This is a genomic window from Nocardioides sp. Root1257 (assembly GCF_001425175.1).
Taxonomy (GTDB): domain Bacteria; phylum Actinomycetota; class Actinomycetes; order Propionibacteriales; family Nocardioidaceae; genus Nocardioides.
This window is the reverse complement of record NZ_LMDV01000008.1, coordinates 908,001-931,972: the sequence shown is the minus strand read 5'-3', so window position 1 is coordinate 931,972 and position 23,972 is coordinate 908,001. Positions and strand designations below refer to the sequence as shown.

23 protein-coding genes are annotated in these 23,972 nt (G+C 72.3%); 9 read left to right on the top strand and 14 right to left on the bottom strand.

All coding sequences use genetic code 11. From position 1 onward, the window contains the following. Positions 1-3: 3 nt before the first annotated feature. On the bottom strand, positions 4-1,251 hold the full coding sequence (locus ASC77_RS12490; RefSeq protein WP_056152955.1) for a hypothetical protein: 1,248 nt from the start codon (positions 1,249-1,251) through the stop codon (positions 4-6). Positions 1,252-1,456: 205 nt separating this feature from the next. On the opposite strand from ASC77_RS12490, the gene ASC77_RS12485 reads away from it, so the two are divergent. The 6 genes from ASC77_RS12485 (at position 1,457) to ASC77_RS12460 (ending at position 6,129) form a co-directional block, all read left to right on the top strand. Beyond that, the gene (locus ASC77_RS12485) at positions 1,457-2,632 is read left to right on the top strand and encodes an acyl-CoA dehydrogenase family protein (protein WP_056152952.1); all 1,176 of its coding nucleotides are present in this window, start codon (positions 1,457-1,459) and stop codon (positions 2,630-2,632) included. Positions 2,633-2,641: 9 nt separating this feature from the next. Continuing rightward, positions 2,642-3,784 carry an acyl-CoA dehydrogenase family protein gene (locus ASC77_RS12480; RefSeq protein WP_056152949.1) on the top strand — a complete coding sequence of 381 codons (1,143 nt, stop codon included), beginning with the start codon at positions 2,642-2,644 and terminating at the stop codon, positions 3,782-3,784. A gap of 78 nt (positions 3,785-3,862) precedes the next feature. Beyond that, positions 3,863-4,150, top strand: coding sequence for a WXG100 family type VII secretion target (locus tag ASC77_RS12475; protein ID WP_162249823.1), 288 nt, complete (start codon positions 3,863-3,865; stop codon positions 4,148-4,150). Next, the gene (locus tag ASC77_RS12470; RefSeq protein WP_056152943.1) at positions 4,150-4,440 is read left to right on the top strand and encodes a WXG100 family type VII secretion target; all 291 of its coding nucleotides are present in this window, start codon (positions 4,150-4,152) and stop codon (positions 4,438-4,440) included. Before ASC77_RS12475 ends, ASC77_RS12470 begins: the two co-directional genes overlap by 1 nt. Positions 4,441-4,450: 10 nt before the next feature. Then, complete coding sequence (locus tag ASC77_RS12465) at positions 4,451-5,830, top strand: RNase A-like domain-containing protein (protein ID WP_056152939.1); 1,380 nt, start codon at positions 4,451-4,453, stop codon at positions 5,828-5,830. Continuing rightward, on the top strand, positions 5,827-6,129 hold the full coding sequence (locus ASC77_RS12460) for a contact-dependent growth inhibition system immunity protein (protein WP_056152936.1): 303 nt from the start codon (positions 5,827-5,829) through the stop codon (positions 6,127-6,129). The genes ASC77_RS12465 and ASC77_RS12460 overlap by 4 nt, the downstream gene beginning before the upstream one ends. A gap of 96 nt (positions 6,130-6,225) precedes the next feature. Here the strand turns inward: ASC77_RS12460 and ASC77_RS26645 are convergent, their stop codons facing one another. The 3 genes from ASC77_RS26645 to ASC77_RS26640 form a co-directional block, all read right to left on the bottom strand. Continuing rightward, positions 6,226-6,369, bottom strand: a complete 144-nt coding sequence (locus ASC77_RS26645) for a hypothetical protein (RefSeq protein ID WP_156391055.1) — start codon at positions 6,367-6,369, stop codon at positions 6,226-6,228. Positions 6,370-6,440: 71 nt separating this feature from the next. Then, positions 6,441-7,811, bottom strand: a complete 1,371-nt coding sequence (locus ASC77_RS12455; protein WP_056152932.1) for a glycoside hydrolase family 30 protein — start codon at positions 7,809-7,811, stop codon at positions 6,441-6,443. 29 nt (positions 7,812-7,840) lie between these two features. After that, a complete protein-coding gene (locus ASC77_RS26640; protein WP_156391054.1) occupies positions 7,841-7,996 on the bottom strand; it encodes a hypothetical protein in 156 nt (51 codons plus the stop codon). Between the two features lie 29 nt (positions 7,997-8,025). Between ASC77_RS26640 and ASC77_RS12450 the strand changes: the two genes are divergently transcribed. Further along, entirely contained in the window at positions 8,026-8,637 is a 612-nt protein-coding gene (locus ASC77_RS12450; protein WP_056152929.1) for a hypothetical protein, read from the top strand. Here the strand turns inward: ASC77_RS12450 and ASC77_RS12445 are convergent. The 8 genes from ASC77_RS12445 to ASC77_RS12410 form a co-directional block, all read right to left on the bottom strand. Further along, positions 8,625-10,820 carry a glycoside hydrolase family 15 protein gene (locus ASC77_RS12445; protein WP_056152926.1) on the bottom strand — a complete coding sequence of 732 codons (2,196 nt, stop codon included), beginning with the start codon at positions 10,818-10,820 and terminating at the stop codon, positions 8,625-8,627. The two genes, ASC77_RS12450 and ASC77_RS12445, sit on opposite strands and share 13 nt — an antisense overlap. A gap of 41 nt (positions 10,821-10,861) precedes the next feature. Further along, positions 10,862-11,368 carry a DUF4234 domain-containing protein gene (locus ASC77_RS12440; RefSeq protein WP_200944972.1) on the bottom strand — a complete coding sequence of 169 codons (507 nt, stop codon included), beginning with the start codon at positions 11,366-11,368 and terminating at the stop codon, positions 10,862-10,864. A 102-nt stretch (positions 11,369-11,470) separates the two neighbouring features. Further along, positions 11,471-13,294, bottom strand: a complete 1,824-nt coding sequence (locus tag ASC77_RS12435) for a GH39 family glycosyl hydrolase (RefSeq protein ID WP_056152925.1) — start codon at positions 13,292-13,294, stop codon at positions 11,471-11,473. After that, the gene (locus ASC77_RS12430) at positions 13,291-14,850 is read right to left on the bottom strand and encodes a glucoamylase family protein (RefSeq protein WP_056152922.1); all 1,560 of its coding nucleotides are present in this window, start codon (positions 14,848-14,850) and stop codon (positions 13,291-13,293) included. The genes ASC77_RS12435 and ASC77_RS12430 overlap by 4 nt, the downstream gene beginning before the upstream one ends. 22 nt (positions 14,851-14,872) lie before the next feature. After that, complete coding sequence (locus tag ASC77_RS12425; protein WP_082574662.1) at positions 14,873-15,769, bottom strand: carbohydrate ABC transporter permease; 897 nt, start codon at positions 15,767-15,769, stop codon at positions 14,873-14,875. A gap of 5 nt (positions 15,770-15,774) precedes the next feature. Then, positions 15,775-16,677: a carbohydrate ABC transporter permease gene (locus ASC77_RS12420; protein ID WP_056152920.1), complete on the bottom strand. Its 903-nt coding sequence runs from the start codon at positions 16,675-16,677 to the stop codon at positions 15,775-15,777. A 1-nt stretch (position 16,678) separates the two neighbouring features. Next, positions 16,679-17,959 (bottom strand): sugar ABC transporter substrate-binding protein, encoded by a 1,281-nt coding sequence (locus ASC77_RS12415; RefSeq protein WP_056152917.1) that lies wholly within the window; start codon positions 17,957-17,959, stop codon positions 16,679-16,681. Next, positions 17,956-18,936, bottom strand: a complete 981-nt coding sequence (locus ASC77_RS12410) for a LacI family DNA-binding transcriptional regulator (protein WP_056152914.1) — start codon at positions 18,934-18,936, stop codon at positions 17,956-17,958. The genes ASC77_RS12415 and ASC77_RS12410 overlap by 4 nt, the downstream gene beginning before the upstream one ends. A 185-nt stretch (positions 18,937-19,121) precedes the next feature. On the opposite strand from ASC77_RS12410, the gene ASC77_RS12405 reads away from it, so the two are divergent. Next, the gene (locus ASC77_RS12405; RefSeq protein WP_056152911.1) at positions 19,122-19,751 is read left to right on the top strand and encodes a maleylpyruvate isomerase N-terminal domain-containing protein; all 630 of its coding nucleotides are present in this window, start codon (positions 19,122-19,124) and stop codon (positions 19,749-19,751) included. Between the two features lie 115 nt (positions 19,752-19,866). On the opposite strand, the gene ASC77_RS12400 is transcribed toward ASC77_RS12405, so the two are convergent. After that, positions 19,867-20,292 carry a hypothetical protein gene (locus tag ASC77_RS12400; RefSeq protein ID WP_056152909.1) on the bottom strand — a complete coding sequence of 142 codons (426 nt, stop codon included), beginning with the start codon at positions 20,290-20,292 and terminating at the stop codon, positions 19,867-19,869. 30 nt (positions 20,293-20,322) lie between these two features. Here ASC77_RS12400 and ASC77_RS27210 point away from each other — a divergent pair, with 30 nt between their 5' ends. Further along, entirely contained in the window at positions 20,323-20,745 is a 423-nt protein-coding gene (locus ASC77_RS27210; protein WP_056152906.1) for an SHOCT domain-containing protein, read from the top strand. 7 nt (positions 20,746-20,752) lie between these two features. Here the strand turns inward: ASC77_RS27210 and ASC77_RS12390 are convergent, their stop codons facing one another. Further along, the gene (locus ASC77_RS12390) at positions 20,753-23,866 is read right to left on the bottom strand and encodes a heavy metal translocating P-type ATPase (RefSeq protein ID WP_235547614.1); all 3,114 of its coding nucleotides are present in this window, start codon (positions 23,864-23,866) and stop codon (positions 20,753-20,755) included. Positions 23,867-23,972 lie beyond the last annotated feature (106 nt).

Here is a 23,972-nt window from a genome sequence, read left to right as displayed (position 1 = left end):
ACGCTAGCCGGTGGGCGCCTCCGCGGCGTCGGCGGGCGTGGCGGCCTGCTCGTCGGCGGGAGCGTCCGCGGGCGGCTCGGCCTGCTGCTGGACCGTCTCGGGCGTCGCGTCGACGGTCGGGGTGTCCACGGGCGGGGTGGACTCGGTCGCGGGTGCGGGGTCCGCCGGCGCCTCCGACGAGGCCGGGGCGGCGGGCTCCTCCGTCGGCTGGTCGGACGGCTGGTCCGCAGGCGGGGTCGTGGGGTCGCTCGAGGGCGGCGCGGTCGGGTCGTCGGGGGCCGCGACGGTCACCGTGAAGGGCGCGGACTCGTCGCCCTCGACCATCGCGGTGCTGTAGACCTTCCAGCGGTACGTCGTGTCCCGGGCGGGGTGCACCGCCACCGTGGCGTCGGGACCGGTGCGGTCCTGGACCGCCGCCCAGCCGTCGTCCGTCCGCTGCTCCAGCACGATCCGGGTCGCACCGAGCGCCGCGCCGTCGCCCGAGGTGACGTGCGCCTCGAGCTTGACGGTCTCGCCGGGGGCGATCGTCTGGTCCCGGCCGCCGGTGACCTTCGTCGTGAAGCCCTCGAAGTCGTACGTCGTGGTGCCGTCGGAGGTGCCGATCCTCCACCCGTCGGTGTTGAACGGGTTGCCGTCGCAGCCGAAGCCGATCGCGTAGAAGCCCGCGCCGTCGCCGCCCATCGCCTGCACGAACGCCGGGACGCCCGAGGCACCGACCGAGGCGACCTGCGTGTGCGTCGACATGTCGTACTGGGTCCAGACGTACCCGAGTCCGCGCACGTCGACCGAGGTCCACATCCCGGCGCCGGCGGAGAGGTCCGCGCGGCCGATCCACATCAGGGTGGTCCCGGCGTCCTCGGGGGCCTGGTAGCCGACGTACGCCACCCCGGTCGTCCCGTTCGGGGCGTAGATCGAGACGCCGGCGTCGGTGACCGCGCCGAGGTGGTCGACGTAGCTGACCGGGCCGACGGCGTTCCCGCCGGCGAGGTCGAAGGCGAGGCTGCGCTTGCCGTCGGGACCGCCCGGGCCGTCGGGGGCGATGCCGATCATCGGCGCGACCGCCTCGGCCGAGCGCCCGAAGACCGACGAGCAGCCGACCAGGTTGAGCTGGGAGCGACCGCCGGTCGGGAGCGTCGATCCGTGGACGACGATCGTCGTGTCGCCCGACGCCTCGGCGCCCGGGAGCACGAGCGCAGCGGCGACCGTCAAGGCCGCGGCCGCGCCGGCCACGACCTTGGTTGCCCGACGCACTCTGCTCCCCAGTCTCATCCTTCTCCCCGAGATCCTTCAGACAGGCTACGTCGGATCCAGGAGGGTGGCCGACGGAATGCAAAATCACTGCGGACGGGCCGGTGAACTACCCGATTTTGTGCTCGCGACGGGAGGTTACTGAGCGGTCGCTTCGTCGACGCGGCATGATGTGTCTGTTCACTAGGAGCCACCAGGAGGTGCCCAGATGCAGCTGGCGCTGTCGGCGGAGGACGCCGAGTTCCGCGACCAGATGCGGGAGTTCTTCACCACGAAGATCCCGCAGGAGATCCGCGACGCCGTACGCGACCGCCGCGAGCTCGGCAAGGACGCGTTCGTCCAGAGCATGCAGATCCTCAACGAGGCCGGGCTGGCCGTGCCCAACTGGCCCGTCGAGTGGGGTGGCCAGGACTGGACCCCGCTGCGCCGGCACATCTGGCACGAGGAGATGCAGCGCGCGTACGTCCCGACCCCGCTGGCGTTCAACGCCTCGATGATCGGCCCGGTGATCGCGCAGTTCGCCTCGCAGGAGATGAAGGAGCGCTTCCTCCCGAAGACCGCGAACCTCGACATCTGGTGGTCCCAGGGGTTCTCCGAGCCCGACGCCGGCTCCGACCTCGCGTCGCTGCGCACCAGCGCCGTGCGCGACGGCGACGAGTACGTCGTGAACGGCCAGAAGACCTGGACCACGCTCGGCCAGTACGGCGACTGGATCTTCACGCTGGTGCGCACCAACCCGGACGTGAAGAAGCAGGCCGGCATCTCGCTGCTGCTGATCGACATGACCTCCGAGGGGGTCGACGTACGCCCCATCGAGCTGATCGACGGCGGCCACGAGGTCAACGAGGTCTGGTTCGACAACGTCCGCGTGCCCGTCGAGAACCTCGTCGGCGAGGAGAACCGGGCCTGGGACTACGCCAAGTTCCTGCTCGGCAACGAGCGCGTCGGCGTCGCCCCGGTGGGCGCCACCAAGAGCTCCCTGGCGCAGGCCAAGGAGTGGGCGGCGACGATCTCGACCGGCGACGGCACCACCCTGCGCGACGACCCGCTGGTCTCGACCCGGATCGCCGAGCTCGAGAACGAGCTGCTCGCCCTCGAGCTCACCGCTCTGCGCGTGGTGGCCAACTCCGCCGACGGCAAGCCGCACCCGGCGTCGTCGGTGCTCAAGCTCAAGGGCACCGAGCTCCAGCAGGCCGTGACCGAGCTGATCGTCGACCTGGCCGGGCCGGCCTCGGCCGCGAGCGGCGCCCGCGACGAGTCCGACCTGCCCTGGTGGGCCACGCACTCCGTGCCGGTCTACCTGAACTTCCGCAAGGCATCGATCTACGGCGGCTCCAACGAGGTGCAGCGCCAGATCATCGCCCGCACGATCCTGGGACTCTGAGGGGGACTGATGGACTTCACCTATGACGAGGAGCAGCAGGCGCTGCGCGAGGCCGTGCGCGGCCTGGTCGGCAAGGCCTACTCCGACTTCGAGAACCGGCGTCGCACGGCGGCCGAGGACCCGGGCTTCAGCGAGAAGGTCTGGACCCAGCTCGCCGAGATGGGCATCCTCGGCCTCCCGTTCGACGAGCAGTACGGCGGCATGGGCGCCGGCGCGATCGAGGTCGGCATCGTGGCCCAGGAGATCGGCCGGGTCGTCGCGCCCGAGCCGTTCCTGACCTCCGTCGTGCTCGCCGGCGGCCTGATCGCCGCCACGGGCTCGGAGGAGCAGAAGACCGAGCTGCTCGGCGCCCTCTCGGGCGGCGAGCTGGTGCCGACGTTCGCGCACGCCGAGCCCGGCTCGCGCTGGCAGCCGACCGCCTCGGGCGTCACCGCCACCGAGGCCGGCGACGGGTGGACGCTCTCCGGCGTCAAGGAGCCGGTGCCGAACGGCGTACGCGCGGACGTGCTGGTCGTCAGCGCGGCCCTGCCCGACGGTGGCACCGGCCTGTTCGTGGTCGCCGGCGACGCGTCCGGGCTCTCCCGCGACGGCTACGCCACCCACGACGGCGGCCGGGCCGCGAAGGTCACGCTGTCCGAGACCCCCGCCACGCCCCTCGGGGACGCCGCGGACCGGGCCGGCGTGATCGGGCGGGTGCTCGACATCGCCCGGATCACCGCCTGCAACGAGGCGATCGGGCTGATGGAGGTAGCGCTCGAGAACACCACGGCGTACCTCAAGAGCCGCAAGCAGTTCGGCGTCACGCTCAACACGTTCCAGGCGCTGAACTTCCGCTCGGCCGACATGTACGTGTCGCTCGAGCTGGCCCGCAGCCTCGCGACCTGGGCGTCGATGGTGCTCGCCGAGGGCTCCGGCGAAGAGGCGTCCACCGCCGCGGCCCGGGCGTCGCTCGGCGTCAGCCGCGCCGGCCGGCACATCGGCCAGGAGGCGATCCAGCTGCACGGCGGCATCGGCATGACGGCGGAGTACAGCATCGGCACCTACACCAGCCGGCTCACTGCCCTCGACCACCTGCTGGGCGACGGCAACCACCACCTGGGGCTGCTCGCCGCCGGCGTCGGTGGGTACGACGAGGTCGACCCGCTGCCGTAGTCGCCGTACGGCGAGAGTTATCCACAGATCGACGAACGGTGGTGTCCCCGGGCCTCTGGCCCGGGGATGCTGCTGTTCATGGCCTTCCAGGACCTCGTCACCGAGCTCGGGGCGATCGCAGCCCGGCTCCACGCCGACCGCGACCGCGCATCGAGGCAGGTGGAGACGCTGCTCGACGGCGGCTGGAGCGGTGCCGCTGCGACGGCGTACGACGAAGGCTGGGCCGACTGGCAGGCCGGAGCCGATCGGGTGCTCGACGGCCTGGAGGCGATGACCGACCTGCTGCGGGGCGTGGAGCGGTCGTTCGTGACCACCGACCGCGACGGCGCCGCGGCGGTCGGCCGACTCACGGCGAGGCTGGGCTGATGTTCGCCGTCGACCTCGACCTGCTCGACGAGACGATCGCGTCGCTCGCGCGGTGCGCCGCCGCGCTCGACGAGCGGCTCGACGAGGTCGAGCGCCGGGTCACGGAGCTGCACGTCGTCTGGAGTGGAGCGGCGACCGACGCCCACGCCGCTGCCCAGACGGAGTGGGAGACCGGCTTTCGGGAGATGTGCGAGGCGCTGGCCGCGATGGGCACCGCGGGCCGGTTGGCGCACGGCAACTACGTCGACGCCGCCTCGACCAACCTGCGGATGTGGGAGCAGGTCTCATGAGGCTGCCGTCATGAGGCTGGCGGTCCACGAGCAGGGCTACGCGTCCGCGGTCGAGGCGCTGGTCAGCGGCAACGAGCTGGCCGCCCAGGCCGCGACCCGGCTGGCGGGACGGTTGCGGACCTACGGCGGGATGGCCGGTGACGACTCGACCGCGACCGACTTCGCGTCGTCGTACGACGAGGCGGCGACGGCGTCGATCGCGGCACTGGAGTCGACGGTCGGCGCGTTCGGCGTGCTGGGCCGGATGGTCGAGGCGTCACTCGCCAACCATGCCCGGGCGGATGCGCAATCGACGCTGCCCGGCTGGGCGCGCGCCGTGGTCGGCCCGCCGACGGTGGCCGACCGCACCGTCGGCGTACGCCTCGCTCCCCCGCCGTCCTCGCTCGGTGCCGACGACGGCGGCCCGGGCGGGCCCGCGGGCATGGTGCTCGACCTGCTGGCCGACGTGTTCTGGCCCAACGCCGACACCGACCGCGTCCGCGCCGCCGGCGCCGCCTGGACCGCGGCCGGCGAGGCCGTCGGCCTTCTCGAGGCACACTGCGGCTCCGCGCTCGCGGCCCTCGACGGCGAGCGCTCCCCCGAGATCCCGGTGGCCGTCGCCGTGGTCGGTGACATCCGCAGCCAGGTCCTCGACCTCGCCGGCCAGCTCGGCGCCCTCGGCTCGGCCTGCTACGAGTACGCCGACCACGTCGACACCAAGCGCTCCGAGCTCCGCTCTCTCCTGGAGGACCTCGTCGAGGAGCTCGCGATCGGCGCCATCCTCGCCGGCGGCCTCACCTTCTTCTCCGGCGGCACCGCGGCTGGTATCGCCGGCAGCGCCGGCGCCGCCCGCCTCGCCTCCGCCAGCGCCAGGGCCCGCGGCATCCTCGAATCCCTGCGCGTGCTGACGGGCGGTTCGGCACTCGCCGCACGCCCGGTCGCCGTGACCGCTGGCGAGGTCGCCGTCACCACCGAGCGGGTCAACGGTGCGCGGATCTTGATGACGGAGGCGCGTTCGACCAGTCGAGTAATGCAGCAGCGGCCCGGATGGCTAGCCCGCAACGAGCACTCGGGGAGTCACACGGTCGGCGACCACGTAGGGCAGTCCCGCTCCGACCTGCGCTTTCAGATCGAGGTTCGCGGGAAGAAGAGTGCCTCGACCTTCCCGGATGTCGAGTCGGCAGAAGGCACACTGTCTAATCTGATCGAGGCGCACCAAGGTCAAATTCGGGCGTGGCTCTCGGGTTCGGCAAAGCGGATTCGACTGGATGGAGACATGGGCTACACAACGGGGCAGACGATGAACAAGACGGGCGCGATCTCCGACGTCACCGGGGTAAGGGCCGTGCTCGAGCTTGACTCGAGGATGCCGAGCGGCTGGAGACTCATCACCGGATTCCCCCAGCCGTGACTGCCGCGAGCGAGGCAGAGTGGCCTGCCCTGTGGCATCTCATGGGTGCCTACCTTCACCAGGACTTCGACGCCTTCGGCACGATCGACGAGAACATCGACCTCTTCGTCGTCGATTCCCCTGATCTCGCACCTGCCCTGCCCTCCGAAATCGACCGTGCGCTTCGAGCGCTGCCCACCGAAGCTGCGCTCGAGGCTTTCGTGGACGACCTTGGCTGCCAGGTGCGAGCCCCCGACAACCTCACCTACCGCGAGTGGCTCACCCGCATCGCCGACCGAGTGCGCGCGGCGACCGCCTGAAACGCAGCCAGGTCCGGGAGGTCATACCAACGGTGGTGCAGAGACCACGATTCGTATGACGTCCCGGACCCGGGTGTGCACAAGACACAGCGCAGCTCATCGCACGTGCGAGTGCAGGCGCAGCATCTCGAACTGGACCTGGCTCTGCTGCCGCTCGCGCATCGCCTGGAGTCGCTGGTGCTTGTCCTCGCTCGACAGCGCGCGCCAGGCCTGGCGCCGCTCGTTCCTCATGACCTTCATGGCGGGTTCCTCTCGGGTTGGTGCCCGCCACCCTGGCGAGCACGCTCATCCTGCGTGCCCGTTCTTGGAGGTCACTGGGAGCCGGCTGGGAGCCCCCGGACGGTGAAGAGCTCACCCGGTCGTACGACGTACGCGCGCACGGCTCCGCCGGCCACGCCGACGCGCAGCGTGACCGCCGCGCCGGTGTCGTTGTGGGCGAAGAGGCCGAGCGTGCCGTCGGGGTCGGCGAAGGCGGCCGCGTCGACCCCGGCCGGTGCCCGCACGTCGATCACACGGGCGCCGGGCGAGGCCGCGCGGGACAGGTGCGCGAGTGTCCAGAACTCCGGCTCCGCCACGGCCGACGTCGGGGTGACGGTGAGCAGCCCGCGGCAGTCCTTGCACCCCCACTGCGACCCGGCGTCGAGCGGCCCGTGCGCGGGGTCGAGCGCGAGGTTCCACATCATCAGCCCCGACGAGCCGGCCGCGACCGCCTCGGCGACCAGCACCCTCGCGTCGTAGGCGAACGTCGCGGTCGGGTCGTCGGTCGTGCCGCTGCACTCGGTCACCAAGCGCGGGACCCTCAGGCCGGCCATCGAGGACGGCGAGCCCTGGTAGCAGTGGAACGCGGCCGCGTCGAAGCCGCCCGAGGCGGCCTGCACGGCGTCGACCCGCGGCCGGTCCGACCAGTTGTGGTCCAGCGCCCACAGCTCGGTGCCGAGCTCGTGCAGGCGCGGGCCGACCGCGGCACCCAGCCGTGCCAGCTGGTCGTCGCTCATCGTCATCGACGCGTAGTCGAGGCCGAGCCCCGGCTCGTTGCCGAGCGTCGTCGCCGCGAGAGGTACGCCGTGGTCGCGCAGCCACGACGCCTGCGCGACCAGCAGGTCGGCGTACGACGCCTCCGCGGCGCCGGAGAGCGCGCCCCCGCGCAGCGAGCCGCCGTCCTTCATCGACGACGGGGCGGTCCACGGGGCGCCGACGACCCGCAGGTCGGGCCGGAGGGTCAGGATCTCGTCGCGCACGAGGTCGGCCGCCGCCACCGCCTGCTCCGGTGGCACCGCGCTGGAGCCGTCCCACGCCCAGGTCCACAACGAGGGCGAGAAGTCCGTCGCCGACAGCGGCAGCCGGAGCAGGGTGAGGCGGGCGCCGTTCGGCGATGTCGGCGAGAACAGGAGGTCCAGGAGGTCACCGCGCCCGGACAGCAACGAGCGTGAGGCGTCCGTCAGCGCGGCGCCGGTCCCCCACCAGGTCTGGCGCTCGACGGACGGGTCCAGCACCACGTTCGCCGGCCCCGGGTCGTCCACGGGCCCGACCGGCAGCAGCCTCCGGGTCGGGTCGGTCGGCGAGGTCACCCAGGCTCCCTGCTCGGGCTCCGGGGTGCTCGTCGCCGACGGCGTGGGTGACGCCGACGGCGAGGGCGCCGGTGCCGGCGCGGGGTCGGAGCTGCAGGCGGCGAGTGCCACCACCAGGACGACCCAGGCCAGGCCCCGGCGGATCAGTCCGACTCGCTCTCGGCGAGCCGCTCGTGGAGCCGGTCGCGGACCTGCTCCGGCGAGAGCTGCGTCCGCTTGCGCTGGTCACGCGCGATGATGGCCCCGGACGCGGCCACTCCGGCCAGCCCGGCCAGCCCGAGCACCTTCCACAGCTTCACGAGGACTCCTCCATGACCCTGGACCACGCATGACCCTGGCGCTCGACCAGGCGGTCGACCTGACGCGTACCGGGGACCTCTGGCTCTTCCGCGGCAGGTCGGCTGCCGACCACGCTATCCGGGTCGTGACCAACGCGCCCGTCAACCACGTCGGGATGGCGGTCGTGATCGACGACCTGCCGCCGCTGATGTGGCACGCCGAGCTCGGCAAGGGCCTGCGGGACGTGTGGACCGACAGCCACCACCGCGGCGTCCAGCTGCACGACCTGCGCGAGGCCGTGGTCCAGTGGACCGGGCGCTACGAGCAGCAGGCGTGGCTCCGCCAGCTCGACGCGACGGTCACGCGGGAGATGGAGGACGCGGTGATGAGGACGATCGCGCGCCTCGACGGGACGCCGTTCCCCTCGACCGCGAAGCTGGTCGGCCGCTGGGCGCGGGGCCGGGTACGGCGCGCCGCCTCCGCCGAGCTGACCTACTGCGCCGAGGTGGTCGCGGCGACGTACGAGGCCATGGGCCTGCTCGGCAGCGACCGCCCGACGAACTACTACGACCCGGGCAGGTTCTGGTCCGGCGACGACCTCGAGCTCCTCGGCGGCGCCCGCCTCGGCGGCGAGGTCGCCGTCGACACTCAGCGCACGTAGCGGTCGACCACGATCGCCGGCTGGTCGACCGGTCGACCGCGCTGGATCGACCAGGCCAGTCGCACCAGCTCCGCGTGCGACCACACCAGTGGCGTCGCCGACCGCGTCCCCTCGCCGACCGGGCAGCACGCCCGTCCGCCGGGCGCCCGGCGGTCCCAGACCTGCTCGGCGAGCATGTCGCTGGGTCCGGCTGCCGACGCCATGGTGGTGAGGTACGCCGAGGCGTCCCCTCCAGCGGCGACGGCGTACTCGCCCCGCTCACCGGTGAGGATCGGCCAGCCCCGCCCGAAGGTGCGATGGGCACCCGGGTCGGTGATGACCCACTCGCCGCCGGTGCGGGTCTCGCCGTACCCGTCGCGCGTGAAGCGGTGCCAGAACGGGCCGTTCGGCGTCTCGACCTTCAGCTGCTGGTCCACCACGTCGAGGCTGTTGCGGACGGCCCGGTCGTTCGGGGGCAGGATCCCGAGGCGCACCAGGTCGAGGAAGCTCGGGTCGACGACGCGCCGCTGGTCGATCTTCTTCGGGCCGCCGTCGCCCATCGCGTACGTCGTGCCGCGGTCGGGTCGGCCGTCCTTGGTCAGGCGCAGGAAGTAGGGACCGTCCGAGAGCGCGCCGGTGCGGGTCACGGTCCAGCGCTTGACCGCGGCCTGCCACCGGTCCGCGACCGCCAGCCACCTCCGGGCCAGGTCGGGGTGGCCCTTCGTCCGCGCCAGGTCGGCCGCGGCGACGAGCCCGGCGATCTGCGCGGCGATCGAGTTGGGTGAGTAGCCCGACTGGTTCTCCCAGCGCTCCTGCGGGCTGTACGGCGCGCGGCGGCCGCTCTCGTCGTCGCGGAAGGTCACCAGGAAGTGCGCCGCCTTGCGCACCCCGCGCCAGGTCGCGGCGTCCCGCTTGCCGGTGAGGTGGGCGAGCACGATCGGCAGCGCGACCTCGTCGAGCTGGAGGTCTCCCCAGACCGGCTTGCCCGACACGTCGGAGTTCTGGGGGAAGGAGCCGTCCTTCTTCTGCTGGGTGCCGAAGAGCCAGTCGACCATCCGTCGGGAGGCGGCCCGGTCCCCCATCGCCCACAGGGCGGTGCCGAACTGGTACGCGTCGCGGGACCAGACCAGGTGGTAGGCGCCGGACGGGGAGGAGAGGTCGGGGACCTCGTCGCCCCACACCCACGGCGCGGAGGGCGAGGCGATGAACGCGCCGCGGTGCACCTTGTCCTCGGCGGCGGCGAGGACCAGCTCGGACGCGAGGTACTGGTCGCGCACGGAGGCCGCGCTCGCCGGCACGCTCCGCAGGCCGGCCAGGTAGCGGCGCCAGCCGGCGTCGTACTGCGTCGCCGTCCGCGACCACCCGGTCGCTGCGGTGGCACCGGCTGCTCGCGCGGACTGCCGCGGCCCGGCGCCGAACCCGAGGGACAGCGTCGCGTCCAGCGCGCGGGCGGGTCGGGCGACACCACCGATCCGGCCGACCTGGACCACGTTGCCGGGGCCCGCGGTGCGGTAGGTGTGGTCGAGATCGCCGTCCGCGCGCAGGTCGGGCCAGGGGTCGAAGTCGGAGCCCACCAGGCCGCTGGACGTCTCCATCAACGCGGGACTCGACCGCAGCGTCGTGGCGACGGCTCCGTCGGTCGCGCTGAGCGCGTGAGCCGTGCTGGTGCCCCGGTCGTCCATCCCGTCGTTGCCCAGCGCCGGGTCGTAGAGCGCGAACAGCCGGTAGCGCCCGCCGTCGAGGGACTCCAGGTGGGCACGCACCACGAGGGTGTCGTGAGCGGGGTCGGTGACGACCTGCTGGGTGAGCCGGTAGCGGCCGGGGTGCCGGTTGCCGGACTGCGCGAACCGGAGGCTCTGCGGGTCGGGGCGACTGACGGCGGCCCTCGCCGAGGGGCGGTCGACGAAGTCGGGGCCGACGACGACCAGCTCGAGGGTGCGCACGCTCGGCGTCGAGAGGTCCGGGTAGAAGACCTCGCTCACCCGGCCGCCCTGCAGCGTGAACCAGACGTTGCTGCCGCGCGTGCGGGAGGTCCCGAAGCCCGTCTTGTCGGCCTCGGTCCAGGTCGACTTCGCGGTCGGCGCCGCCGAGACCGCCGTCGATGGCGGCGGCGCCGACCTGGCGTCGGCGGTCGTCGGGACGAGGATCGTGCCGGCGGCCGCGGTGCTCAGCACCGCGGCCGCGACACACAGACGCTTGTGCATGCAGGTCCCGTACCCGGTGACCTACGACACAAACGGAGCCGTCAGGCGGTGGCGCCCTGCGACTTCCAGTACTCGTTGAGCGCGCCGTTGGTCTTCACGAACCACACGATGGCGCCGACCAGGAAGAACCAGCCCAGCAGCAGGTACCAGAGACCGGTGGCGGCGCCGACCGGCTTCGGCTGACCCTTGCGCTCGTAGAGCCCGCCGACCTCGTTGGGGGTGAGGAACGGCATCACGATGCCGACGAGGATCGCCAGGATCAGCGCGATCGGGCCGCCGATGCCGTTGCCCGTGTGCTGCTTCATCTCGTCGTGCGTCTTGTAGTACCAGTACCAGGTGTAGAAGCCGAGCGTGACGATCGTCAGCAGCACGCAGGTGCCGGTGCTGCGGACCTTGCCGATCGGCCCGTCGGCCGGGCCAGCCATCGGGGCCAGCGGGCCGCCGGCCATCGCGGGAGCGGGGACACCACCGCCGGGGGCGGGAGTGCCGTACGGCGGCGGGGCGGCCGCCGGGTCCGAAACGGGAGTCGGGTCGTTGCTCTCGGTCATGACACAGTCCTCAGGTTGGTGGGACAGACACCTGAGGCTAGGACCGAGGCAACGCCCCGTCGTGCATTTCGGACAAAACCCCCGCCGGTGGTCAGGACAGGGTCACGAGAGGGTCAGCAGGCTCATCGCCGGCATCGGCAGCGTCAGCTCGATGCTCACCGTCCCGGCGGCGTCCGCCACGAACGCCCCCGCCGGCTCCGCCTCCTCCAGGCGGTCCGCCGCCCGCAGCTGTGCCCACTGCTCCTCGGTCGGCCAGTCCTGGCCGTCCTCGCGCAGTCGTCCCCACGCCGCGGCGACGTTGGAGTGCAGCTGGTCGACGCGCTCGTGGACGAGCTGGTACGTCGCGCCCGGCTCGAGGCCCGTGACCTCGAGCCGGACGTCGCGGGCGAGCTCGTCGGAGCCCGCCGCCTTGGTCTGGTCGAGCGTCAGGTTCCAGAGCAGGGTGGTGATCCCGGTGTCCCGGGTCGAGATCACCTCGACCAGGGAGCCGGCGCCGTCGCCGGTGAGCGAGGTCGCGAGCCGCCGCGGGCCGAGCCGCTCCAGCATCGCGAGCGCCCACCACCGCGGCTTGCGCAGCTCGCCGACCGTGCGCAGCCCGAAGCCGCCGTGCAGCAGCGCCGGCGGTCGGCCGAGCTCCTCGAAGTGGTCGGAGACGACCCAGTAGGAGAGCGCCTCGATCCGGCCCATCGACGACGCCATCCCGCGCAGCAGGAAGGTCCCGGCGAAGACCGCGTCGCTCACCTCGTTGAAGTGCGTCGGCGTCACCCCCCACTCGGTCCACCAGATGGGCGTCCCCTCCCGGCCGTAGCGCGCGAGCGTCGGCCGGAAGTCCAGCGGCGGCGAGCCATAGGTGTGCGTCGAGACGAAGTCGACCGGTACGCCGGTCTCCTCGGCGTGGGCGAGCAGCTCCTCGACCCAGCCGGCCGCGGCCGACGAGGGACCGCCGACGACCAGCCGGTCGTCGACCGCGCGGACGGCGGCCACCGTCACGTCGTAGAGCCGGAGGTACTCCTCGGGCGTGCCCGACCAGAACACCTCCAGGTTGGCCTCGTTCCAGACCTCGAACGACCAGTGCTCGACGACCTCGTCGCCGTACCGCTCGACGAGGTGGGCCGTCAGGTCGCGCACCAGGTCGTGCCAGCGGCCCCAGTCCTTGGGCGGCGAGACGATCGCGTCGTAGTCGAAGACCGTCTTGGACGGGTCGCTCGCGAGGTCGTGCGGCATGAAGGACACCTCGACGACCGGGTAGAGCCCGAGCGAGCGGATGTGGTCGTAGACCCGGTCCACGCCCGTGAAGTCGTGGACCGGCTCGTCGTCCACCTCGCGGTAGACCGCGAGGTCGTCGCAGAGGATGCCGTGCGCCCGCACGTGGGTGACGCCGAGCTCCTCGTGCGCCGCGCGCAGCGCCGTCGACAGCTCCTCGCCGACCACGCGGCCGCCGGTCGTGTCCGTCGACAGCGCGTGGGAGAGGTGCTCCGAGCCGATCATCGGTCGCCACGGGCGGTCCAGCTCGCCGAGGTCGGAGCCGGTGTCCACCGACACCGTCACGGTGCCGGCGGACGCGAGCGGCACGGCCGAGACCGGCGCCGACAGCGCGCCCTCGACGTGGACGTCGGAGAGCGACGCGACGGCGTACCACCGCTCCTCGCCCGGCGTCCCGGTCGTGTCGACGTACGGCGGGTGCGGGACCGCGAGCACGTCGCGGCCGGCGTGGTCCAGCTCGGACCACGGGCCGTCGGCGCTCTCGGCGACGTGGACCTGGTAGCCCACCGCACCGTCGACCGGCTTCCAGTCCAGGGTCACCTGCGCGCCGCCGGCGACGGCGACCAGGCCGTCGGGTGCGACCAGCTCCGGGGCGTTGCCGGCGAAGGAGACGCCGGTGCGGATCCCGATGCGGGAGTTCCAATCGGTGCGTGCGTCCGTCATCGGGCGAAGACCTCCTGCTTCATCAGCGGGCGCAGGCTCTGCTCGAGCGCGCCCTTCGCGACGTAGCGCCGCATGTCGTCGTCGGCCAACGCGTTCCCGAGCGCGGCCATCACCATGCCCTGGTCGAGCGAGAGGTAGTGCTTCGAGACCTGCCCGCTGCGCACGGCCACGGCGTCGTAGAAGCCGCCCTTGCCGTAGGCGTCGAAGTGCCGGGCCAGCTTGGCCAGGTTCTGCAGCGCCGCCTTCGGCGCGTAGCGCAGCGCGAGGAAGGAGGCGTGCGGGGTCACCACGCCGTCGCCGTACGACGTCGGCGCGGGCGAGCCCGCGCGGCAGCCGTCGAACGGCTGGTCGACCGTGGTGCGCTCCTGGTCCGATGTGTAGCCGGGACCGTCCAGCCCCAGCTGGTCGACGCCGTACTCGCGGTAGCCGCCGGCCGGGTTGTTGGACGGCGAGAAGCCCCAGTAGCCGTACTTCGCCTCCCGCAGCCCGTGCTCGATCTGGCCGCGCACGTAGGCCGGGTGGTTGCGGCCCCAGGACCGCGGGCCCCAGGTCTCCTCGGGCACGAAGAGCGGCACCATCAGCGCCTCGAACATGCTGCCGCCCCAGGTCGGCACGATGTTCGTGCCGCGGTAGGGCAGCGCGCCCTCGAAGACGTCCATGTCCTCGCCACCGACCGAGTAGGTGCGCCACTGGCCGACGGGCTTGGTCTCGGTCCACGACCAGTCGCACGTGTCGTTGGGGAAGGTCCGGAACGTCCCGAAGTAGTGCTTCGCCGGGATCTGGCCGCTCGCGATGCCGAGGTAGGACGCCATCCGCGGCTCGGTGTTGAAGGCGCCGTAGTGGTGGCCGGTGTACCAGACGTCGGCGCCCATCCCGCAGTAGTCGCCGGTGACGGCGGCCGGGTCCTGCGGGTCCTGGTCCCAGAACCCGCCGCGGATCTGACCGCCCGGGGTCGGGCCGCCGTTGCCCTCGGCGGGGTTGTAGTAGCAGCCGAAGTCCATGCCGTCGCGGATCGCGTTCGCCTGCGACCGCAGGCTGGGGTCGGCGCGCGAGACGAGCAGGAGTGCGGTGGCCAGCCAGCCGTTGTCGACGCTGGAGAGGAACGGCTTGATCGTGCTGCCGTCGGTGGGGAAGGTCAGCAACTTCTCCCCCGTCGTCGGGCTGTACCAGTTGTAGAACATGCCGGACGCGTCGTGCCGCTCGAGCCCGGCGACCGTGTGGACGGTCCGCGCCAGCCGGCGGTGCGCGGCGCGGTCGCTGATCAGACCGACGTCGCGGGCGACGACGGTGCTCCACAGGTAGGCCCCGATGTTGGTCGGGGACGTGTACGCCGCCCGCGAGCCGGGCGACAGACCGCCGCCCACGTTGTCGGCGGGCAGCCCGGTCCGGGGCACCACCATCGCCGCCACGGAGCGCCAGGTGTCCGCGGCGTATCTCTCCAGGGTGCGGTCGTGACCGCGGCGTTCGGTCTCCAGGTCCGCCCGGGCGGCGGTGGCGGGGACGAGCAGGACGGTCGCGAGCAGCGCGACCAGGACGGTGCGCACCGAGTTGCGCATGGGATCTCCTTGACGGGGTGGGTTACTTGATGCCGGTCATGGCGACGCCCTGCATGATGTAGCGCTGCAGGAGCAGGAAGACGACGAGCACGGGGATGACGACGACGACCGAGCCGGCGAGCAGCAGGCCGTACTGGGTGGCGTTCTGGCCGACGGCGTACAGCGCGAGCGCGACGGGCAGCGTGTACTTGTCCTCCGAAGTGGCCACCACCAGCGGCCACAGGAAGTTGTTCCACGAGGTCAGGAACGTCAGCACCCCGAGGGTCGCGACGGCCGGGCCGCAGAGCGGCATGATCACCCGCGCGAAGATCGTCAGCTCGCCGGCGCCGTCGACGCGGGCGGCCTGGATCAGCTCGTCGGGCAGGCCGAGGATGTACTGCCGCATCAGGAACACGCCGAACGGGCCGGCCAGGAACGGCAGGATCATGCCGGGCAGCGTGTTGGTGAGCCCGAGGTTGGTGGTCAGCACGAAGAGCGGCACGAAGGTCACCACGCCCGGCACCATCAGGGTGCCCAGGACGAGGATGAAGAGCAGCCGCTTGCCCGGGAACTCCAGCTTCGCCAGGGCGTAGCCCAGCATCGAGCAGAAGACGACGTTGCCGAGCGTCACCGCCAGCGCGACGATCGCCGAGTTCAGGAAGTACGTCGGGAAGTCGAGCCGGGTGAAGAGCTGGTCGTAGTTCTCCGTCGTCACCTCGTGCGGCCACCAGGTCGGCGGGATCGCGCGCACCTCGGACTCCGGCTTGAAGGACGACACGATCATCCAGAGGAACGGGACCACCACCACGAAGAGGCCGACCGCCATCACGACGTACAGCCAGCCCGGCGTACGGATGCCGTCGGCGTTGCGCCGCTGCTTGGGCGGCTTGGTGTCGACCGGGGTGGCCGTGCCCGCGGGCTTCTCGAGTGTCTGTGTCATGGCGATCAGTCCTTGGTCCGCAGCAGGCGGAACTGGAAGAAGGTGAGGAGCACGATCGCCAGGAACAGCAGGTAGCTGGCGGCGGCGGCGTACCCGTAGTTGCCGTAGCCGAACTGGTCGAACGTGAAGAAGGTGACCGACCGGGTGGAGTCCAGCGGTCCGCCCTTGGTCATCACGAAGGCCTCCTCGAAGAACTGGAGGTAGCCGATGCCGGTGATGACCGCGCCGAACAGCAGCACCGGCCGCAGCGCCGGCAGGGTGATGAAGCGGAAGCGGCTCCAGGCCGACGCGCCGTCGACCTCGGCGGCCTCGACCTGCTCGCGCGGCACCGTCTGGAGGCCGGCCAGGAAGATCACCATCAGCGTGCCGAAGTTGCGCCAGGCAGCCATCACCACCAGCGACGGCAGGGCCGTGGAGGTGGAGTCGAGCCAGGCCGGCCCGTTGATCCCGACCCAGCCGAGCGCGGCGTTCAGGAGGCCGCCCTCGTCGCGCAGGATGTACTTCCACACCACCGAGACCGCGACGATGCTGGTCACCACCGGCAGGTAGAAGCCGACCCGGAAGAAGCCGCGGGAACGGCTCAGCCCGTTGAGGCCGACCGCGACGGCGAGCGCCACGCCCATCGTCAGCGGGACCCCGAGCACCAGGTAGAGCAGCGTGTTGAGCGTGACCTTGCGGAACAGCGGGTCCTGCACCAGGTCGACGTAGTTGTCGAGCCCGACGAACTGCACCGCGAACGGCGAGCGCAGGTCGGTGCTGCGCATGTCGGTGAAGCTCATCCCGAGGCTGGCGAGCACGGGGCCCGCGGTGAACACCAGGAAGAGCACCACGAACGGCGACGCGAGGATCCACCCGGCGACGGCCTGGCCGCGCCGGGTCGGATCCACGACACCTGTCGATGCGGACATGTCAGAGCCCGGTGCCGATCGACTGCGCGTCCGACTGCATCTGCTTCACCGCGTCCTCACCGGAGAGGTCGCCGCGCGAGGCCTGCTCGACGAGCCCGTCGATCGAGGCCGCGACCTGCTCCCAGGTCGGGACGGCCGGCGGCGACTGCGCCTCCTTGAGCTGCTCACCGAAGACCTTCAGCTGCGGGTCGGTCGAGAGCTCGCCGGTGTCCCAGGCGGACTGGACGGACGGCAGGTCGCCGACCTCGTCGTAGAAGTCCTGCTGGACGTCGGGCTGGCTCAGCCACTGCACGAACTTCCAGGCCCCGTCGGCGTTGTCGGTGTCCTTGAAGACGGCGAGGTCGCCACCACCGACGAACGACGTACCCATGCCGTCGTCCTTGCCGGGCAGCGGTGCCACGGCGTACTGGCTGTCATCGAGACCGGCGTCCTCGACCAGGCCGGTGTGCCACGGCCCGGAGATGAACGAGCCGATGCTCCCGTCGGCGAAGCCGCCCTCGAGCTCGCCCGGGTCGAGCGTGCGGGTCATCGAGAGGCCGTCGTCGAAGTACGACGTGTAGTAGTCGAGCGCCTCGGCCATCTCGGGCGAGTCGATCGTGTACTCGGTGCCGTCGTCGTTGGTGAGCGTCGCGCCGTCCGACCACGCGAACGGCAGGTAGCTCTGCCAGGAGCCGGTCTGGCCGGGCTGGAGGTTGAGGCCGTACTTGGCGCCGCCCTTGGACTTCAGGTCCTCGGCGAACTTCTTGAGGTCGTCCCAGCTCGTCGGCGCCTCGGCCCAGCCGGCCTTCTTCGCGAGGTCCTTGCGGTAGAAGAGCACGCGGGTCTCGACGTACCACGGCACGCCGTACGACGTGCCGCCGACCTCGGTCGACTGCCAGGCGCCCGGGAAGTAGTCCGCCTCGTCGACGAGGCCCTCGGGCGTCGGCATCAGCCCGCCGGCCTCGGCGAACTCGCCCATCCAGGTGGTGCCGATCAGGCTCACGTCGGGGCCCTTGCCGGCCGCGATGGCGGTGGAGATCTTGTCGTGCGCCGACTCCCACGGCACCGCCGTGACCTTCACGTCGGCGTCGGGGTTGGCGTCCTCGAACGCGTCGACGAAGTCGCCGAGCTTCTCCCCCTCGGTGCCCATCGCCCAGACCTCGATGGTGCCCTTCGCCTTGCCGTCGGCGATCGCGGTGCTCTGCGCCTCACCTCCGGCGCCCGCGTCGTCGCTGCGTCCGCAGGAGGTCAGGAGCAGGCCGGCGACGGCGAGTCCGGCGATGGTGGCGGTGGTGCGCTTCATGAAAGTGGTTCCTTCCCGAGGGTGGTGGTGCGGCGGATCACGAGCTCCGTGGGGAGCTCGTCGTGACGTGGCTGCGTGCGGCTGCCCGAGATGAGCTCGTCGAGGAGCCGGGCGGCGGTGGCGCCGAGCTCGCGCATCGGCTGGCGCACGGTGGTGAGGCCGGCGTACCGCGCGGCCATCACGTCGTCCCAGCCGGTCACCTTGACCCGGCCGGGGATGTCGACGCCGGCGGCCTGGAGCCGGCCGAGCATGCCCAGCGCCAGCTCGTCGTTGGCGCAGACGAAGGCGTCGGGCAGGGCGCGGGTCAGGTAGTCACCGACAAGGTGCGCGCCCGCGGTCTCGTCGAGGTCGTCGACGTGGTGGAGCTCAACCTCCTGTGATACCTCCTGGACCCCGGCGAAGCGCTCGGCCACGTCGGGGGAGGTCGAGGGGTCCCCGACGAAGACCAGGCGGCGGGCGCCGAGGTCCAGGAGGTGCTGGGTGAGCGCGCGAGCGCTGGTGCGGCTCTCCGCGTTGACGGAGTCGACACCGCCGACGGGCGGGCGGGCGACGAGCACGACGTTGGCGCCGCGGGCGGCGAGCCGCTCGACGCTGGCGTCGGAGACGGTGCGGCCGAGGATCACCAACCCGTCGCAGCGCTCGGCCATCGCGTGGACGGCGTCGTCCGCGTCGTCGCGGCCGCGCGTCGAGAGGATGAGGACGGACCGGCCGAGCTCGGCGGCGACGGTCTCGTAGCCGAGCACGACCTCGGCGTAGTAGGGACCCGACAGGTCCGGGAAGACGATGCCGTTGGCGGCGTGGCGGCGCTCCGCGAGCTGGCGGCCGAGCTGGCTCGGCACGAACTCGAGCGCGTCCGCCGCGGCCCGGACCCGGTCGCGGGTGGCCGGCCGGACGGCGGCGGAGTCGCGCATCACCCGCGAGACCGTGGCGATCGAGACGCCCGCCTCACGTGCGACATCGCGGATCGTAGCCCGCATCCGTTCGTCACCTCCCGAGTGATGAAACCGGTTACAGGACCTCCATACCCGGGTGTTACCGCCGTCACACCTACGACTTTCAGGCTTTACCTTCGGCCGCGGCTCCGGGGTAGTCCCTGACGGAATGGCTCTCGCTGAGCGAGAAACCGGGCCGTTCCGTCAGGGACTACCCCGACGATGGAGGCATGACCCGACTTCAGGAGACCCGCGCGACGTACGAGCTGGCGGTCGACGCCTTCCTCGACCTGGCCGCCCGGGTGCCGCTCGAGAGGTACGCCGAGGCGGGCCTCGGCACCTGGGACCTGCGCGCGCTGATCGGGCACACCGGGCGCTCGCTGGTCACCGTGGCGACGTACCTGACCACCCGGGCCGAGGCGGTCGAGACCGAGGACGCGGCCGACTACTTCGCCGTCGTGAGCCTGCTGGCCCACGGGGCGGCGCGCGACGCGATCCACCAGCGCGGCATCGAGGCGGGCGTTGCCCTGGGCGCTGACCCGGTGGCGGCGCTGCGCGGCCAGCGCGAGGAGGCGCTGCTCGCCCTCGACATGCTGGAGGGCGAGGACGCGGTGGTCACGACCGCGGGCGGCGGGATGCGCGTGAGCGACTACCTGCCGACGCGCACCTTCGAGCTGACCGTGCACTGCCTCGACATCGCCCGCGCCACGGGCCTCGACTTCGCGCCGCCGACCGATGCCCTGGCCGACACCCTGGCCCTCGCCAGCGCCAGCGCCCTGCGACAGGGGCTCGGCGTCGACGTGCTGCTCGCCCTCACCGGCCGCCAACCGCTCCCGGAGGGCTCCTCGGTCGTCCCGTGAGGCCGGCGCCGTCAGCTGTAACGCCGGGTTACAGACTGTTCCCACCCGGTTGCAACACCGTGGGAACAGCACATAACCCGGCGTTACAGCCGGAGCGCGGGCTCGAGGCCAGGGATCAGGCCAGGGACCAGACGCCCGGCTGACCCTTGGTCATCACGCCCTCGGAGACCAGCGCCTGGCGGGCCCGGCGGGCGGCGTAGCGCCAGCGCAGCTCGCCCTCGGGGGTCTTGTCGTGGTCGGCCGTGGTCAGCCGCTCCCCCATCGCCGTCTCGAGCGCCTCGAAGAGGTCGTCCTGGTCGAGGCTGCCGCCGTGCTCCCCGAGCACCTCGAGGATCACGAGCCTGAAGGCGTCCGGCGGCGTCCACTTGCGGGGTACGGCGCGGGCCGGCTCGCTCGTCGGGGCCACCTTGCGGCGGGTCACCGGCGTCGCCCGCGGCGTGCTCGCGCGGGAGGCAGCGGGGGGAGGCGGGGGCGGGGGGTTGCCGTGGATGCAGGTGCTCCGCGGGAGGTCACACAGGTCGCAGTACTCCGGCTCGCTCATCGCCTCCAAGAGTAGCCGTAGGCTTCGGACGTGGACGAGGAGAGTCGTACGGCGACCGGCAGCCTGGACGGCATGCCGGCCCACCTGGAGCTCACCGACGAGAGGCTCGTCGTCCGGATCGGCGACGAGGCCGTGCCGCGCCACGACGTGCCGTTCCACCGGATCACCCAGGTCGAGGAGCAGGTCGGCCTGATGACCGGCTACCTCACCGTCTCGATCGGCGAGGACCGGCTGGTCTTCTCCCGGATCCCGAAGGCCGACGTCCGGCCGATGGCCGACGCGCTGCGCACCCTGGTGGCGCGCGCCGAGCCCGCCCCCGACGAGCCGCCCGCCGAGGGGCACGCGCCGACGCCGCTCGAGGAGCTCGAGCGGCTCGCCCGCCTGCGCGACGCCGGCGTGCTGAGCCCCGCCGAGTTCGACGAGGCCAAGCGCAAGCTGCTCGACCGCCTCTGAGTCGTTCCTATCGGGCGTGCACCACGAACGGCGCCGTGACCACGCTCCCGTCGGCCAGCCGCAGCTGCGCCCACAGCCGGTAGGCACCGGGTACGTCGAAGCGCACGTGCAGGTCCAGGTCCGGCCCGAACGTCGTGCCCGGCAGCGCCTGCACCGGTCGTCCGCGGTCGTCGTAGGTCTCCGCGTGCCGGTGCTGGAAGTCCTCGCCGTCCGCGCGCATCACCACGACGTGCCCGGCCGCACCGAGGTAGGGCTGCAGGTCGTCGGGACCGTGCAGGGTGAGGTCGCTGGTGTCGCCGACCCGGGCGTCGCCGTCGAGCGTGATCCGGACGCCGTCGACCGTGGCGCTGCGCACGTCGCCGGTCGGCACCGCCACCGCGGCCGGGGCCGAGCCGGCCACCGTCACGTCGTGCTCGTCGAGCACGTCGGCCAGCTGGCCCTGCTCGCGGACCTCGGCGTGCAGCGCGTAGGTGCCCGCGGTCGGGAAGGTCATCTCGGTCTCGAAGACTCCGGGCTGTCCCGTCGGCTCCGGGTGCAGGTGCGCGAACGTGCCGAGATCGGACCGCGTGACGATCAGGTGCATCCAGACCTGGTGGGTGCGGACCAGGTCGCCACCGGTCACCGTGACCCGGACCTTCGTCGGCTCGCCCGGACGCGCGTCGGCGGGCACGTCGTACGACAGGGTGAGGCCGGCGTCGCGCGCGGTCACCGGCGGGATGTCCGTCTCCTCGAGCACGCTCATCTGCGGGTGCATCGGCATGCCCATGCCCTCCTGGAAGGCGAGTACGCCGTTCATGCCGCGCTCGGCCTGGTCGGTGCGGCTGAGCCAGGTGAAGCCGACCCCGACGGCGATCGCCAGCACCGCGATGCCGGCCAGGTAGGCGCCGTCCGCGATCCGTCCCCGCGAGGGCCGGCGCAGCCGCAGCGCGTTGGTGACGACGCTGACCGAGCTCATCGCCATCGCGGCCCCTGCGAGCACCGGGTCGAGGAGCAGTCCGTCCCACCAGTAGAGGGCGCCGGCGGCGACGGGGACCAGCAGCACGTTGTAGGCGAACGCCCAGACCAGGCCCTGCTTGATCGTCGTGACGGTGCGCCGGGAGAGCTCGATCGCGGAGACGACGCCGCCCAGGTCCCCGCCGACGAGAGTGACGTCGGAGGCGGCCACGGCGACGTCGGTCCCCGTCCCGATCGCGATGCCGAGGTCGGCCCGGGCCAGCGCCGGGGCGTCGTTGACGCCGTCGCCCACCATCGCCACGACGTGCCCGGCGGCCTGCAGCTCGGCGACCCGGGCGGCCTTGTCGGCGGGGCGTACGTCGGCGAGCACGTGGTCGATCCCGACCTCGGCCGCGACCGTGCTGGCCGTGCTCTCGTGGTCGCCGGTCACCATCCAGACCTCGAGCCCGAGGTCCTTCAGGGCGGCGACCGCGGCGGCGGAGGTCGGCTTGACGGTGTCCGCCACCTCGACGCTGCCGGCGTACGCACCGTCCACCGCGACCAGGATGCCGGCCTCCCCGGTGTCGACGCCGTGGGCGGCCAGGTGGGCCGAGTTGCCGACGACCACGGTGCGCCCGTCGACCTCGGCCACGACGCCGTGACCCGGGGTCGAGTCGAAGCCCGAGACGCTCGGCAGGTCGAGGCCACGGTCGCGGGCGCCACGCACGACGGCCTCGCCGACGGGGTGCTCGCTGCCGACCTCGGCCGCCGCGACCAGCACGAGCAGGTCGTCGGGGTGCCAGCCGCCGACGGCGGTGACGCCCACCAGCGTGGGTCGTCCGCGGGTGATCGTGCCGGTCTTGTCGAGCACGAGCGCGGTGATCCGGCGGGCGGTCTCGAGCGCCAGCCCGTCGCCGATCAGGATGCCCAGCTCGGCCGCGCGACCGGTGCCCACCATGACCGCGGTCGGCGTCGCCAGCCCGAGCGCGCAGGGGCAGGCGATGATCAGCACCGCGACCGTCGTACCGATCGCCAGGGTCAGGCGCTGCCCCTCGGGCCCGAAGGCCAGCCAGGCCAGGAACGTCACGAGCGCGACGAGCAGCACTGCCGGCACGAACCACGCGGAGACGCGGTCGGCGAGCCGCTGCATCGGCGGCGCCGATGCCTGGGCCTCCTCGACCAGGCGCACGATCTGGGCCAGCGTGCTGTCGGCGCCGACGGCGGTGGTGCGCACGACGAGGGACCCGGTGGTGTTGACCGTGGCCCCGATGACCGTGGCGCCGACGGTCTTGTCGACGGGCACGCTCTCGCCGGTCAGCATCGACTCGTCGATCGCCGACCGGCCGTCGGTGACGACGCCGTCGATCGGCACCTTCTCCCCCGGCCGCACCCGCACCAGGTCGCCGACCGCGACCTGCTCGAGAGGTACGTCGACCTCCGAGTCGCCGAGGACGACCCGTGCGGTCGCCGGGGCGAGGTCGACCAGCGCGCGCAGCGACGACGCCGTGCGCTTCTTCGCCTTCAGCTCCAGCCAGCGCCCCATCAGGATCAGTGCGACGACGATCAGGGCGCTCTCGAAGTAGAGGTGCAGCGGCAGCCCCCACCGCTCGGCCAGGCCGGGCCACAGGGTCACGAACGCGCCGTACCCGTAGGCGACGCCGGTGCCGAGCGCGACCAGCGTGTCCATGCTCGTCGTGCGGTGCTGCAGGTTGACCCAGGCCTGGCGGTAGATGTCCTGGCCGGCCCAGAACTGGACCACCGTCGCCACCACGAGCAGCAGCGGCATCAGCCAGTCCATGGTGTCGATGTAGAGCGGCAGGTACATGACCGCCATGAACGCCAGGCCGGTCACGAGCGCGACCTGCCAACGGCGACGCAGCTTCGCGATCTCGGTGTCCCGGCGGGCGTCGAGCGCCGCGATCGGGTCGACCGGCGCCTCGGTGGGCGCGTCGGGTCGCACCTGCCGGCGCAGGGTCCCGGCGTACCCCGCCTTCTCGACGGCGGCGGTCAGCGCGGCCGCGTCGACGGCCCGCGGGTCGTAGGTGACGGCGGCACTCTCGGTGGCCAGGTTGACGGAGGCGTCGACCACGCCGTCGACCTTCGTCAGCGCCTTCGTGACGCGGTTGACGCAGGAGGCGCAGGTCATGCCCTCGATGTCGAGGGTCGACTCGGTCTGTGTCTCGCTCACCCGGCCAAGGTACCCCCTGGGGGTATATGACTCAACCCCGCGGGTCGCTCTGAGGTACCTGGGTCGGGGCGTGCGGGCGTGATCTACGCCGTACGTCCGATGTGGC

Bases quoted from the DNA above. Each gene is read 5' to 3' on its own strand.
- ASC77_RS12440 (WP_200944972.1), bottom strand. From the start codon at position 11,368: ATGACCGAGAGCAACGACCCGACTCCCGTTTCGGACCCGGCGGCCGCC.
- ASC77_RS12420 (WP_056152920.1), bottom strand. From the start codon at position 16,677: ATGTCCGCATCGACAGGTGTCGTGGATCCGACCCGGCGCGGCCAGGCC.
- ASC77_RS12465 (WP_056152939.1), top strand. From the start codon at position 4,451: ATGAGGCTGGCGGTCCACGAGCAGGGCTACGCGTCCGCGGTCGAGGCG.
- ASC77_RS12410 (WP_056152914.1), bottom strand. From the start codon at position 18,936: ATGCGGGCTACGATCCGCGATGTCGCACGTGAGGCGGGCGTCTCGATC.
- ASC77_RS12470 (WP_056152943.1), top strand. From the start codon at position 4,150: ATGTTCGCCGTCGACCTCGACCTGCTCGACGAGACGATCGCGTCGCTC.
- ASC77_RS12475 (WP_162249823.1), top strand. From the start codon at position 3,863: ATGGCCTTCCAGGACCTCGTCACCGAGCTCGGGGCGATCGCAGCCCGG.
- ASC77_RS26645 (WP_156391055.1), bottom strand. From the start codon at position 6,369: ATGAAGGTCATGAGGAACGAGCGGCGCCAGGCCTGGCGCGCGCTGTCG.
- ASC77_RS12415 (WP_056152917.1), bottom strand. From the start codon at position 17,959: ATGAAGCGCACCACCGCCACCATCGCCGGACTCGCCGTCGCCGGCCTG.
- ASC77_RS12400 (WP_056152909.1), bottom strand. From the start codon at position 20,292: ATGAGCGAGCCGGAGTACTGCGACCTGTGTGACCTCCCGCGGAGCACC.
- ASC77_RS12450 (WP_056152929.1), top strand. From the start codon at position 8,026: ATGACCCTGGCGCTCGACCAGGCGGTCGACCTGACGCGTACCGGGGAC.
- ASC77_RS12445 (WP_056152926.1), bottom strand. From the start codon at position 10,820: ATGCACAAGCGTCTGTGTGTCGCGGCCGCGGTGCTGAGCACCGCGGCC.
- ASC77_RS12435 (WP_056152925.1), bottom strand. From the start codon at position 13,294: ATGACGGACGCACGCACCGATTGGAACTCCCGCATCGGGATCCGCACC.
- ASC77_RS12425 (WP_082574662.1), bottom strand. From the start codon at position 15,769: ATGACACAGACACTCGAGAAGCCCGCGGGCACGGCCACCCCGGTCGAC.
- ASC77_RS12405 (WP_056152911.1), top strand. From the start codon at position 19,122: ATGACCCGACTTCAGGAGACCCGCGCGACGTACGAGCTGGCGGTCGAC.
- ASC77_RS12430 (WP_056152922.1), bottom strand. From the start codon at position 14,850: ATGCGCAACTCGGTGCGCACCGTCCTGGTCGCGCTGCTCGCGACCGTC.
- ASC77_RS12480 (WP_056152949.1), top strand. From the start codon at position 2,642: ATGGACTTCACCTATGACGAGGAGCAGCAGGCGCTGCGCGAGGCCGTG.
- ASC77_RS12485 (WP_056152952.1), top strand. From the start codon at position 1,457: ATGCAGCTGGCGCTGTCGGCGGAGGACGCCGAGTTCCGCGACCAGATG.